This is a genomic window from Mycobacterium sp. NGS34, from assembly GCF_059812845.1.
Genome location: NZ_JCALDM010000006.1, coordinates 195,805 through 207,918, shown reverse-complemented (window position 1 = coordinate 207,918; position 12,114 = coordinate 195,805). Strand labels below are relative to the sequence as shown.

The 12,114-nt window shown below is 71.1% G+C and carries 11 protein-coding genes and 1 pseudogene; 3 read left to right on the top strand and 9 right to left on the bottom strand.

The features are described 5' to 3' along the window. Nucleotides 1-54: 54 nt before the first annotated feature. From AC5Y7V_RS17120 to AC5Y7V_RS17105, 4 genes are all read right to left on the bottom strand, one after another. Nucleotides 55-459 carry a hypothetical protein gene (locus tag AC5Y7V_RS17120; RefSeq protein ID WP_499881220.1) on the bottom strand — a complete coding sequence of 135 codons (405 nt, stop codon included), beginning with the start codon at nucleotides 457-459 and terminating at the stop codon, nucleotides 55-57. After that, a complete protein-coding gene (locus AC5Y7V_RS17115) occupies nucleotides 456-1,715 on the bottom strand; it encodes an ArsA family ATPase (RefSeq protein ID WP_499881400.1) in 1,260 nt (419 codons plus the stop codon). Before AC5Y7V_RS17115 ends, AC5Y7V_RS17120 begins: the two co-directional genes overlap by 4 nt. Beyond that, nucleotides 1,708-2,145: an SRPBCC family protein gene (locus AC5Y7V_RS17110; protein ID WP_067004662.1), complete on the bottom strand. Its 438-nt coding sequence runs from the start codon at nucleotides 2,143-2,145 to the stop codon at nucleotides 1,708-1,710. The genes AC5Y7V_RS17115 and AC5Y7V_RS17110 overlap by 8 nt, the downstream gene beginning before the upstream one ends. A 103-nt stretch (nucleotides 2,146-2,248) precedes the next feature. Beyond that, nucleotides 2,249-2,638: a polyketide cyclase / dehydrase and lipid transport gene (locus AC5Y7V_RS17105; protein ID WP_156772265.1), complete on the bottom strand. Its 390-nt coding sequence runs from the start codon at nucleotides 2,636-2,638 to the stop codon at nucleotides 2,249-2,251. A gap of 158 nt (nucleotides 2,639-2,796) precedes the next feature. Here AC5Y7V_RS17105 and AC5Y7V_RS17100 point away from each other — a divergent pair, with 158 nt between their 5' ends. Then, nucleotides 2,797-4,602: an AMP-dependent synthetase/ligase gene (locus tag AC5Y7V_RS17100; RefSeq protein ID WP_499881219.1), complete on the top strand. Its 1,806-nt coding sequence runs from the start codon at nucleotides 2,797-2,799 to the stop codon at nucleotides 4,600-4,602. Between the two features lie 6 nt (nucleotides 4,603-4,608). Here the strand turns inward: AC5Y7V_RS17100 and pimB are convergent, their stop codons facing one another. From pimB to AC5Y7V_RS17080, 4 genes are all read right to left on the bottom strand, one after another. After that, the gene (gene pimB, locus AC5Y7V_RS17095; RefSeq protein ID WP_499881218.1) at nucleotides 4,609-5,751 is read right to left on the bottom strand and encodes a GDP-mannose-dependent alpha-(1-6)-phosphatidylinositol monomannoside mannosyltransferase; all 1,143 of its coding nucleotides are present in this window, start codon (nucleotides 5,749-5,751) and stop codon (nucleotides 4,609-4,611) included. A gap of 102 nt (nucleotides 5,752-5,853) precedes the next feature. Continuing rightward, nucleotides 5,854-6,687 (bottom strand): hypothetical protein, encoded by an 834-nt coding sequence (locus AC5Y7V_RS17090; RefSeq protein WP_499881399.1) that lies wholly within the window; start codon nucleotides 6,685-6,687, stop codon nucleotides 5,854-5,856. Nucleotides 6,688-6,730: 43 nt separating this feature from the next. Next, a complete protein-coding gene (ripC, locus tag AC5Y7V_RS17085) occupies nucleotides 6,731-7,876 on the bottom strand; it encodes a peptidoglycan hydrolase RipC (protein WP_499881217.1) in 1,146 nt (381 codons plus the stop codon). Nucleotides 7,877-8,095: 219 nt separating this feature from the next. Beyond that, nucleotides 8,096-8,335 carry a hypothetical protein gene (locus AC5Y7V_RS17080; RefSeq protein ID WP_499881398.1) on the bottom strand — a complete coding sequence of 80 codons (240 nt, stop codon included), beginning with the start codon at nucleotides 8,333-8,335 and terminating at the stop codon, nucleotides 8,096-8,098. A gap of 131 nt (nucleotides 8,336-8,466) precedes the next feature. Between AC5Y7V_RS17080 and AC5Y7V_RS17075 the strand changes: the two are divergent. Further along, a pseudogene (locus AC5Y7V_RS17075) lies at nucleotides 8,467-10,320 on the top strand (DEDD exonuclease domain-containing protein); the annotation flags it as partial. Here AC5Y7V_RS17075 and trpD read toward each other — a convergent pair. Then, the gene (trpD, locus tag AC5Y7V_RS17070) at nucleotides 10,258-11,343 is read right to left on the bottom strand and encodes an anthranilate phosphoribosyltransferase (RefSeq protein ID WP_499881216.1); all 1,086 of its coding nucleotides are present in this window, start codon (nucleotides 11,341-11,343) and stop codon (nucleotides 10,258-10,260) included. The pseudogene AC5Y7V_RS17075 and the gene trpD sit on opposite strands and share 63 nt — an antisense overlap. A 138-nt stretch (nucleotides 11,344-11,481) precedes the next feature. Between trpD and ctaE the strand changes: the two genes are divergently transcribed. Further along, nucleotides 11,482-12,093, top strand: coding sequence for an aa3-type cytochrome oxidase subunit III (ctaE, locus tag AC5Y7V_RS17065; protein ID WP_499881215.1), 612 nt, complete (start codon nucleotides 11,482-11,484; stop codon nucleotides 12,091-12,093). Nucleotides 12,094-12,114: the final 21 nt, after the last annotated feature.

Here is a 12,114-nt window from a genome sequence, read left to right as displayed (position 1 = left end):
TCTGGCCAACTGTACCGATCCCCGGGGCAACCGACCACCTTCATATCGGGCGGGTCATTCCTCCACGGTGACCGGGATCGGCTGGTATCGGGTCCGCACGGTGCCGTCGCCGTCGGGAGCCCCGGCGTCGGGCTCGGCGCCGACACCGCCGCCGGGCGGCCCGTCGGGCGGCGGTTCGGTCGAGCGGTCGATGTCGTTGACGTCGTTGACGATGCCGCGGATCACCTCCAGCAGCGCGATGCTGTGGTCGGCGATCACGGTCAGCAACGGGTGCTGCTCACCGGTGGCCAATGCGGCCAGCGCGCACACCGGGCACCACACCTGCTGGCACTTGCCGGTCCCGACTCCGCCGCCAGCCGTCAAAGCCGCCGCCGTTCGCACCGCCGGGTCGATCCCGTCGAGGATCATCTGGGCAAGCCGGCGCAGCTCCGGACCGATATCGGAATGAACCCCACTCACTTAGGCCACACCTCCGGATCCGGTCGAAAACGAACAGTCAGCTCACCGCCCCGCAGGTGCGCGTCGAGCACCGTGCAGCGCCGCAGCACGGACGCCAACCGAACCCTGCGCCGCAGCCCTCCGGCGCTGATGATCAGGTCGTCGTCGACTCGGCCCAACGAAAGTCCTCCGGGATCAAGTTGGGGCAACGTTAGCCGCATACGGTATATCGACCCAATCCCCGATCCGGATTCGAGGTCCACGACGGGCCGCAGCGGACCCGGCGGCGCCGTCCCGCCGCGCCGGCGGGCGCTGTCGAGCAGCGCGCCCAGCGCCTTGGGGCCGATCGGCTCGCCGGACAGGTGCGGGGTCAGCACCAGCGCCACGTCGCCGATGGTGGCGTCGAGTTCGTCGAGCACGACGCGTTGTTCGGCGATGCGCTCGGCGTACCAATAGAACGCCGGGTGCTCGGGCAGGTTGCGGTACTCGTAGGACTCGTCCTCGGTCAGGACCTGGTTGACGATCAGCTCCTCGACCCGCACCCCCATCAGCGCCAGCGAACCCAGCGTCCGCACCGCCTCGGCCGCCACCACCCGCTCGGGGGTCAGCACCAGATGCGCGGTGACGAGGTCGCCGTCGGTCAGCAACTCGCCGAGGCGATCGACGCTGGCGCTGATGCGCTCCAGCAGCTCCACCATCGCGCCCGAGCGGGCGTCGTCGGCGGCGATCGACAGCCGGCGGTGCCGCGGCCACGCGCGTTCCACGTAGAGCCCGAAGGTCGCGGGCAAGGTCAACATGCGCAACGCATCCGCGGTCGAGGCGCAATCGACGACGATGCGATCCCAGCGTCCCGAGGCGGCCAGCTCGCCGACGGCGTAGAGACCCAGCACTTCTTGGACGCCCGGTAACGCCGAAAGTTCTTCGGGCGCAATGGTGCTCAACTCGGAATCGGGAAACCGCCCGTCCAACGTGCCGACGACGTCGCGCCACCGGGCCTCCAGCAGGGCCAGGGTGTCCAGCGCCAGCGCGTCGAGGAAGCCGCCGCCCGCCTCCGCGTCATCGGCGAGCACCCGGACCGGTTCGCCCTGGCCGCTGGGCGGGACCGGCACCCCCAGCACGTCACCCAGCGAATGCGCCTGGTCGGTCGAGACCACCAGCACCCGCTGTCCAGTGCCCGCGTCGCAGACCGCGGTGGCAGACGCCAGGGTGGACTTACCTACCCCGCCCTTCCCAACGAACAGGCTGATCCGGGCCGGGGCGGCGCTGGACTCACTCAGCCTCGACTCGTTTCTTCAGGTCCTTCAAGGCGGTGTCGGTCAGGCGCCGCTCGGCCTTGCGCTTGAGCAGGCCGATCATGGGGATGGCCAGGTCGACCGAGAGCTCGTAGGTGACGTCGGTGCCGGATCCCTTGGGCGCCAAGCGATACGACCCTTCGAGCGAACGCAGCAACGAGCTGGAGACCAGGGTCCAGCTCAGCGACTGACGGTCCTTGGGCCACTGATAGGACATCACCATGGTGTCCTTGATGACACCCGCGTCCATCACGAATCGCACCGTCTTCGGATAGCCGTCGGCGCCCCGCTCCTGCACCTCGGCTTCCTTGTATTCCGAGATCCATTCCGGGTAGGAATCGATGTCGGCGATCACCTCCAGGACGGTGCCCGGATCGGCGTCGATGTGGATGGTCTGCGTCGTCTTCTCCGCCACCTGGCTGATGCCCTCTCTCCCGCAAGCGCGTAGGCCCGGCATGTGCAGGACTACCCCGGCCTTCGGGGCGAAACGGTACTCCTACCGCCCGACCTTGATCCGGTTAAGCTACCGGAGAAACGCCGACCGGACGCGACCGTTCCGCCGTCCTTTTGACCTCGAACGCCATTTTCTTACCCGCCACCCGACGGCGGTGCGTCATCTTCGCCAAATTCAACTTTGCCAGCTGCCACGCCGCGACGCCGCTGGGTTCGGCGTGCAGGAAGTAATGCAGCACCACCCCGTCCAGCGACGGCTCCAGCCAGATCTCCATGGTGCCGGTCAACGCGCCGGTGACCGTCCACCGGATCCCCTTCTCGGCGCGGTCCTCGACGACCTGCAGCCGCAGGTCCGGCCACCACCGACGCCAGCTCGACGGGTCGGCGACCACGGCGCCCACCCGCGCGCCGTCGGCGGCGACAAACGTCTGGTCGGCGATCTGAATGCTGTTCACCGCCATAGCTTCACACACCGATCCGGATCACCCGTACGCAGGCGCTCGGGCCGCAACCGCGGCCCGGCAGACCTCCGCCATGCTGCGCGAATTCGCGGATTAGGCTGGGCCACAGCAAGCCGGCAAGGCAACATCACGAATCCAATCGAGGTCTCAGAGTGCGTGAGTACAGCGTCCCCGCCCGTTTTACGGTCGGCGAGCACGAAAACGTCGCGGCCATGGTCTTCGAGCACGAGCGCGACGACCCGGGCTTCGTCATCTACCAACGGCAGATCGACGGGGTCTGGACCGACGTCACCTGCGCCGAGGCGGCCAAGCAGGTTCGTGCCGCGGCGCTGGGCCTGATCTCCCTCGGCGTGCAGGCCGGCGACCGGGTGTCCATCTTTTCGGCCACCCGCTACGAGTGGGCGATCCTGGACCTGGCGATCCTGTCGGTGGGTGCGGTCACCGTGCCGATCTACGAGACGTCGTCGGCCGAGCAGGTGCGCTGGGTGCTGCAGGACTCGGCGGCGGTGGTGGCCTTCGCCGAGACCGACGCGCACGCCGCGATGGTCACCGAACTCACCGCCGAGCTGCCCGAGCTGCGCCGGGTGCTGCGCATCGACGGGTCGGGCCCCAAGGCGCTCGACCAGCTCGCCGAGGCCGGCGCCGAAGTGGAGCCGGCCGAGCTGACCGCCCGGCTCGACGCCTTGCGGGCGGACGACCCGGCGACGCTGATCTACACCTCGGGCACCACCGGGCGGCCCAAGGGCTGCCAGCTCACCCATTCCAACCTGCTCTACGAGAGCCGGGGCGCCAAGGAGTGCTTGCCGACCCTGCTGCACGAGGGGCAGCGGCTGCTGGTGTTTCTTCCGCTGGCCCACGTGCTGGCCCGGTCGCTGACCTTGTCCGCATGCGCGAACAAGGTGACGGTCGGATTCACCAGCGACATCAAGAACCTGCTGCCGATGTTCGCGGTGTTCAAGCCGACGGTGGTGGTGTCGGTGCCGCGGGTGTTCGAGAAGGTGTACAACACCGCCGAGCAGAACGCCGCCAACGACGGCAACGGCCGGATCTTCGCGATGGCCGTGCAAACCGCGGTCGACTGGAGCCAGGCCCACGCCGACGGCGGGCGACCGGGCCTGCTGCTGCGGGCCCGGCACGCGCTGTTCGACCGGCTGGTCTATCACAAGCTGCGCGCGGCGCTGGGCGGCGACTGCCACGCGTCCGTCTCGGGCGGCGCACCGCTGGGCGCGCGGCTGGGCCACTTCTACCGCGGCGTGGGCCTGACCATCCACGAGGGCTACGGCCTGACCGAGACCAGCTCGGCCATCACGGTCAACCAGGTCGGCAACGTCAAGATCGGGACCGTGGGAACGCTGTTGCCCGGCAACAGCATGCGCATCGCCGAGGACGGCGAGCTATTGGTGCGCGGCGGCGTGGTGTTCAGCGGCTACTGGCACAACGAGCAGGCCACCCGCGATGCGTTCACCGACGGCTGGTTCAAGACCGGTGACCTCGGCGCGCTCGACGAGGACGGCTTCCTGAGGATCACCGGCCGCAAGAAGGAGATCATCGTCACCGCCGGGGGCAAGAACGTCGCCCCCGCGGTGCTCGAGGACCAGCTGCGGGCGCACCCGCTGATCAGCCAGGCCATGGTGGTGGGCGATGCCAAGCCGTTCATCGGCGCGCTGATCACCATCGACCCCGAGGCGTTCGGCCCCTGGAAGGAACGCAACCACAAACAGGCCGACGCGTCCGTCGGCGATCTGGTCACCGACCCCGACCTGTTCGCCGAGATCGACGCCGCCGTCAAGAACGCCAACCAGGCGGTGTCGCACGCCGAGTCGATCCGCAAGTTCCGCATCCTGCCCGTCGACTTCACCGAGGACACCGGCGAGCTGACCCCGACGATGAAGGTCAAGCGCAACGTGGTGGCCGAGAAGTTCGCCTCCGACATCGAATCGATCTACGAGAAGGACTGACGGTCGCTAGCCGCGCAGCAGGTCGGCCAGCCGGGCGGCCAGCGTGTCCCAGCGCCACTGGGACGTCACCCACTCGCGCCCGGCCGCGCCCATCGCGGCGGCCCGCTCGGGATCGCCCAGCAGCTCGGCGACGGCCTCGGCGACCTCGTCCACCGACCGGCCGTCGACCACCAGCCCGGTCTTGTTGTGCCGCACGGCTTCCGGGGCCCCGCCCGATAGGCCGGCGATGACCGGCACGCCCGTCGCCGAGGCCTCCAGGAAGACGATGCCCAGGCCCTCGACGTCCATGCCGGCGCCGCGGGTGCGGCACGGCATCGCGAAGACGTCGGCCAGGGCGTGGTGGGCGGGCAGTTCGGCGGCCGGCACGCCGCCGGTGAACGTCACATGCTCGGCGACGCCGCAGTCGGAGGCCAGCTTGCGCAGCGCGTCCAGGTACGGCCCGCCGCCGACGATGACCAGCGCCGCCCCGTCGACCCGCCGCCGGATCGATGGCAGCGCCTTGATCAGCGCGTCCTGACCCTTGCGCGGCACCAGCCGCGACAGGCACACCACGGTCGGCCGCTCGCCCAGCCCGTAGCGGGCACGCAGCTCGGCCCGGGCGGCCGGATCGGGGCGGAACCGGTCGGTGTCCACGCCGGGCGGCAGGTATTCCAGCCTCGCCTCGGGTCCGAAGGCCGACGCGAAGCGCGACCGGGTGTAGCGGCTGACGAAGGTGACGACGTCGGTGCCGTCGCCGATGCGGCGCAGCACCGACCGCGCGACCGGGAGCATCGACCAGCCGACCTCGTGGCCGTGCGTGCTGGCCAGCACCCGGGTCGCCCCGGCCTGCCGGGCGCGCGGCGCCAGCAGCGCCAGCGGCGCGGCCGCGCCGAACCAGACGGTGTCGATGCCGTGCTCGCCGATCAGCCGGCGCATCCGCCCGTCCACCGCCGGGCCCGGCAGCATCAGCGTGCCCGGGTGGCGCACCACGCGGTATCCGGCCGCGTCGGCCGACTCGTCGTGGGCATCCGCCCCTTTCCATTGCGGCGCGTACACCAGCACGGAATGCGAGCCCGCGCCCGCCAGCCGGCCGACGAACTCGCCGAGGTAGGACTGGATGCCGCCCGGGCGGGGCGGAAAGTCGTTGGTTACCAGTAGGACCCGGCTCACCTGCGTCAGGCTAGCCTGGCGACGATGCAGACCGTGTCACGGTCTGAGGTGGGGGTACCCCCAGCCGCGCAGCGGCGAGGGGGAGAGGCAGGCAATCCCGTCCTAGCGGGCCAGCCACTGGTGCCAGTGCACCAGCAGGCCGGCGGGATCGGTGTCGAGGACCTCGTGGGCCGCGGTGGGCACATCGGTGTGCCCCACACCGCAGCTGGCCAGGTAGAGCTCGCGCAGCTTGGGTGCCCCGTAGGTGTCGGCGACGAAGCGGGCGAACCACCACGCGCGGTCGTACGCCAACGAGCGCTGCGGCCCCGGCGCCTCCAGCTCCGCGTCGGTCGGCAGCGTCAGCGGCACCGGCACCGCGTCGGCGGGCACCGGGGTCTGCGGCCGGGCGACGAAATCGGCCACGCCCTCGGTGAGCCACTGGGGCGCGTCCGACGCGGTGTAGGGACGCGCGGCGTAGTGAAAAAGCTCGTGCGTCAAGACAATTCGCAGCGCGGACTCATTCATGTTGGCGGCGCCCGGGGCGAACACGATCCGTTGCCCGAGCGCCACCCGGTGCACGGGGTCGACGCGCTCGGCGACCGTCACGGCCGCGATGTCGGCCCACTGCGACGGCGGTCCCCCGCCGGCGGCGGCGCGAAACTGTTCGTCGGAGCCGGCGGCGAGCACCGTGATCTCGCGCGTCCAGTCGACACCCCAGAAGGCCTCCACCGCCTTGATCGCGGCGCCGATGTCGGCCGCCACCCGGGCCAGCAGCCGGTCGCCGGCCGGGCCGCCCAGGCCCACCAACCGAACGGTGCGATCGCCGACCACCAGCGACTTCGCCGCGGCGCCGGCCTGGCTGCGGGCGGGGGTGACCAGCTGCGCGTGTCGCGCCTTGCTGTCGCCGGCCTCGTCGAAGGGCACGGCCGCGGCCACGATCAGCTCGAGGGCGAACACCCAGGCCAGCAGGATCGGCAGCCGCCGACGCCAGCCGGAACGATCAGTAGCGACGCGCGTCGTGGACCGGGCCCGCGGCATTCATCGGCACCACCCGCACCGGCACGCCGTAGGTGGAGGAATGGATCACCATGCCGTCGCCGACGTAGATGCCGCTGTGTGACGCGTCGTTATAGAACGTGATCACGTCGCCGGGCTGCAGGTCCGACAGCGCCACCGGCTGACCGCCCTGGGCCTGCGCCTGGCTGGAGTGCGGCAGCGAGATGCCCGCCTGCTGAAACGCCCACATCACCAGGCCGGAGCAGTCGAACGCGCCGGGTGAGGCGCCGCCCCACACATAGGACGAACCAACCTGGGTCAACGCCGCCTGCACGACGGTCGCGCGGTCACCGCCGCCCACGCCGCCGGGGCCGCCCGGGGGCAACATTCCGGGCATGCCGGGCATCATCGCGCTGATGGGCGGACCGTCGCCGGGCGGCGGGGCGCCGGGCGGCAACGCGTCCGGTGCCGGTGCGCCGGGCGGCGGGGCGGCCGCCGGGACCTGCCCGGGATCGGCCAGCGCGGTGCGCTGCTGCGGCGTCAGGGAGACGTACTGCGACTTGACGACGGCGATCTGCACCTGCAGCTGGCTCTGCTTGGACTGCAGGCTCGCCCGTACCGCCGCGGCCTGCTCGGCCGCGCTCTTCGCGTCGGCGGCGGACTTGGCGGACGCCTGCTCGGCCTTGGCGGCCTGCTCACCGGCGATGCGGTAGTTCGCCATCTGCGTGCGCATCTGGGTCGCCATCAGCCGCTGCACGGCCAGCTTGTCGATCAGGCCCTGCGGCGATGCCGCGGTCAGCATTGCCTCCATGCCGTCGACGCGGCCGCCCATGTACTGCGCGGCGGCCAGCTTGTTGACGGCACCCTGGAAGGCGGCCAGCCGGGCCTTGGCGGAATCCACCGCGGCCTGGTCATCGGCGTGCTTCTTCTCCGCCGCCTGCTGGACCTTGAGCTTCTCGTTCAGGTCGAGCTGCGCGGTGTGCATCGCCTCGGTGGTCTGCTCGGCCTGACGCGACAGCTGGTTGAGTTTCGCCAGCGCGTCTTCGGCCGGATCGGCGGCGGAATTCGAGACAAAAGCCCCCGCGAAGATGGTCAGGCCCGCTAACGTCCCGAGGGCAGACCGTGTAATGACACGCGCGCGCGGGTACATACAAGCGAACCTCAAAATTGCATCCTTAAACGGCCTAGGACGGCTGATGCCAGGCACTGCCGGGGCGCCGTCGGGGTAGTTTAGGTCTCAAACAGGTTACGAAACGATATCGACGTTTGTCCAAGCGGGACCGTTAAGAAATCAGAAAGATTTCTGTCATTCGTCTGTGAATGATGGCAATCCCCTAAGACGGTCCAGCGGTTTTGGCGCACAAGGCAATTAGGCTACACCGGCCCCGCGGCCGCGATGAATCGGCACCAGCCGCAGCCGCGGCGCCAGCCCGACGTCCGCGAGGACGTCGAGCGCGGCCCGTTCGTCCTGCAATAACGTCTCGGGGACCCCGAGTAGGACGCTGACCACGCAGTCGCGGCAGCCGGGGCCGCGCACCGCGCAGTCGTCGCAGTCGATCACCACCGGCGCCGCGCCGTCGGGGTGCGCCGTGTTGTCGCCGTATGCCATCAGGTTGCCGTCCTCTCGGTCTGGCGTTGCCAAAGCTCTTACCCGCACGCTAACGGCGACCACCGACATCTCTCGCCCACCGCCGGCGTGGGAGCCCGCGGCTGTCGGTGCACCTGCCTAACGTCGCGGCCATGGGTGCGAGCGGTGCGACTCAGCTGAGTTTCGCCGAGCTGGGCCCGCGCTGGGACGCGGGCGCCTCCCCCGTCTCACCCATTGAGGAACTCCCCTTGCGCGAAACCACTTTCGTGGTGGTGGACCTCGAGACCACCGGCGGCCGCACCAAGAGCACCGACGGCACCCCCTGCGACGCCATCACCGAGATCGGGGCCGTCAAGGTCCGCGGCGGCGTCGTGCTGGGCGAGTTCGCCACCCTCGTCGACCCGCAACGCAGCATCCCGCCCCAGATCGTGCAGCTCACCGGCATCACGACGGCGATGGTGTGCGACGCCCCGACCATCGACGCCGTGCTGCCGATGTTTTTGGAGTTCGCCGACCTGGACCGGGGGGCGGTGCTCGTCGCGCACAACGCCGGGTTCGACGTCGGATTCCTGCGGGCCGCCGCGCGTCGCTGCGAGATCGCCTGGCCGCGGCCGCCGGTGCTGTGCACGGTCCGGCTGGCCCGGCGGGTCCTGGGCCGCGAGGAAGCCCCCAGCGTGCGTCTGGCCGCGCTGGCCCGGCTGTTCGCCGTCGCCGCCCAGCCCACGCACCGCGCCCTCGACGACGCCCGCGCCACCGTCGAGGTGTTGCACGCGCTGATCGAGCGGGTCGGCAACCAGGGCGTGCACACCTACGCCGACCTGCGTTCGTACCTGCCCGACGTGACGCCGGCCCAGCGGCGCAAAAAGGTGCTGGCCGAAGGGCTGCCGCACCGGCCCGGGGTCTACCTGTTCCGCGGTCCGGCGGGCGAGGTGCTCTACGTCGGGACCGCCGTCGACCTGCGGCGGCGCGTGGGCCAGTACTTCACCGGCGCGGATCCCCGCGGCCGCATGAAGGAAATGGTCACCCTCGCCAGCGCCGTCGACCACGTCGAATGCGCGCATGCGCTGGAGGCCGGGGTGCGGGAGCTGCGGATGCTGGCCGCGCACGCCCCGCCCTACAACCGGCGGTCGCGGTTCCCGCAGCGGTGGTGGTGGCTCGCGCTCACCGACGAGGCGTTTCCGCGGCTGGCGGCGGTGCGGGCGCCGCGCCACGACCGCGCCGTCGGCCCGTTTCGGTCCCGCACCGACGCCGCCGAAACCGCGGCCGTGCTGGCGCGGTTCACCGGCGCCCGGACGTGCACCGCGCGGCTGTCGCGCTCGGCGCTGCACGGGCCGGCCTGCCCGGAGGTCGAGGTGTCGCCCTGCCCGGCGCCGCGCGGCGTCACCGCCACCCAGTACGCGGCGGCGGTGGCGCGGGTCGCGGCGCTGCTCGACGGGCTCGACGACGGCGCGCTGGCCGCCGCCGTGCGCCAGGTCACGACGCTTGCCGAGCAACGTCACTTCGAGAGCGCGGCGCGGCTGCGCGACCGCGTCGCCGCCGCCATCGAGACGCTGTGGCGCGGTCAGCGGCTGCGGGCGCTGGCCGCGCTGCCCGAGCTGATCGCCGCCGCGCCCGACGGTCAGGGCGGCTACCACCTCGCCGTCGTGCGCTACGGCCAGCTCGCGGCGGCCGGCACGGCCAGGCGCGGGGTGCCGCCGATGCCGGTGATCGACGCCATTCACGCTGGCGCACAGGCGATCCTGCGGGCGGCGGCCCCGCTCGGCGGCGCGCTGGTGGAGGAGACGGCGCTCATCGCGCGCTGGCTGGCGGCACCCGGGGTGCGCATCGTCCGGGTTTCGGGCCCCTCCGACGAGGGCTGGTCCTCGCCGCTGCGGTCGGCCGGCGCCTGGTCGGAATGGGCCGCGCTGGCCCGTTCCGCGCGGCTGGCGGGCGAGCAGGTCGAGTCAGGGCTGCTGGCCGAACCGCACCCATCGCGCGAGCAGTTGTTCGGCCGCCCCGGAGTCGATGGCCGCGCAGGCCCGGCGCAGCCCGTCCTCCCACGCCGGCAGCCATTCGGCGCGGCTGGATAGGCCGGCGTGGGCGACGATCGCCCCGGCGGCGTTGAGCACTACGGCGTCGCGGACCGGGCCCTTGGCCCCGGCCAGCACCGCACGCGCCTCGGCCGCGTTGGCCCGGGCGTCGCCGCCCACCAGCTCGCCCAGCTCGGCGCGGCCGAACCCGAAGCCGGCCGGATCGAACGTCAGCCGGTCCACCGTGCCCGCCTGCACGCGCCAGATCGTGCTCGTGGTGGTGGTGGTCAGCTCGTCGAGCCCGTCGTCGCCGTGCACCACCAGCACGCTGGAGCGGCGCGACGCGAACACCCCGGCCATCACCTCGGCGAGGTCGGCGAACGCGCAGCCGATCAAACCCGCCCGTGGCCTCGCCGGATTGGTAAGCGGCCCAAGGAGATTGAACACCGTGGGCACCCCGATCTCGCGGCGCACGGCCGAGGTGTGCCGGTAGGACGGGTGAAACAGGGGCGCGAAGCAGAACCCGATCCCGACCTCCGCGACGCTGCGCGCGACCTCGTCGGGTTCGGAGTCGATGCGCACCCCGAGCGCCTCCAGGGTGTCGGCGCCCCCCGACAGCGACGACGCCGCCCGGTTGCCGTGCTTGACCACCGGCACCCCCGCGGCGGCCACCACGATCGACGCCATGGTGGACAGGTTGACCGTGTTGACGCCGTCGCCGCCGGTACCCACGATGTCGACCGCGTCGTCGGGGATCCCCGCGGCGGGCAACGGGCGGGCGTGGCTCAGCATGACGTCGGCCAGCTCGCTGACCTCGGCGGCGGTGGGGACCTTCATCGTCATCGCCACGGCGAAGGCGGCGATCTGGGCCGGGCTCGCGGCCCCGGACATGATCTGGTCCATGGCCCAGCCGGCCTGGCCCCGCGCCAGCTCCCGCCCGCCCGTCAGGCGCGCGAGGACCTGCGACCACCTCGGCGCCTCGCCGAGGGGGTCGGACACGGGTTCGGATGACGCGGGCACGCGCCGATGGTCCCACGAGGATCAGCGGGCCCCCAACCGTTGCGGGACGCGGGGCCGGCGGTAGCGCCGGAAACGCCGATTCGCGAAATTTCCGACCCGGGTAGAGTTCGACAACTACAAAGCGTCATACTTGCGGATGTGACCAGCGCTGTGGGGACCTCGGGTACTGCGATCACTTCGCGAGTGCATTCGCTGAATCGGCCCAACATGGTCGCGGTAGGCACCATAGTCTGGCTTTCCAGCGAACTCATGTTCTTTGCTGGCCTGTTCGCGATGTATTTCACGGCGCGGGCGCAGGCCGGCGGGAAGTGGCCGCCGCCGCCGACCGAGTTGAACCTGTATCAGGCCGTGCCGGTGACGCTCGTGCTGATCGCGTCGTCGTTCACGTGCCAGATGGGCGTGTTCGCGGCCGAACGCGGCGACGTCTTCGGGCTGCGCCGCTGGTATGTGGTCACGTTCCTGATGGGCCTGTTCTTCGTCCTCGGCCAGGCCTACGAGTACTACCACCTGATGACGCACGGGACGACCATCCCCGGCAGCGCCTACGGCACCGTCTTCTATCTGGCGACCGGTTTCCACGGCCTGCACGTCACGGGCGGTTTGATCGCCTTCATCTTCCTGCTGGCCCGCACCGCGATGAGCAAGTTCACGCCCGCGCAGGCGACGGCCAGCATCGTCGTCTCCTATTACTGGCATTTCGTCGACATCGTGTGGATCGCGCTGTTCACCGTGATCTATTTCATCCGATGAGCCGGCGCTAGACCTAGACGG

What these genes read in the sequence shown, in the direction of transcription:
- AC5Y7V_RS17080 (WP_499881398.1), bottom strand. Translation starts at nt 8,335, where the DNA reads ATGGCATACGGCGACAACACGGCGCACCCCGACGGCGCGGCGCCGGTG.
- ripC (WP_499881217.1), bottom strand. Translation starts at nt 7,876, where the DNA reads ATGTACCCGCGCGCGCGTGTCATTACACGGTCTGCCCTCGGGACGTTA.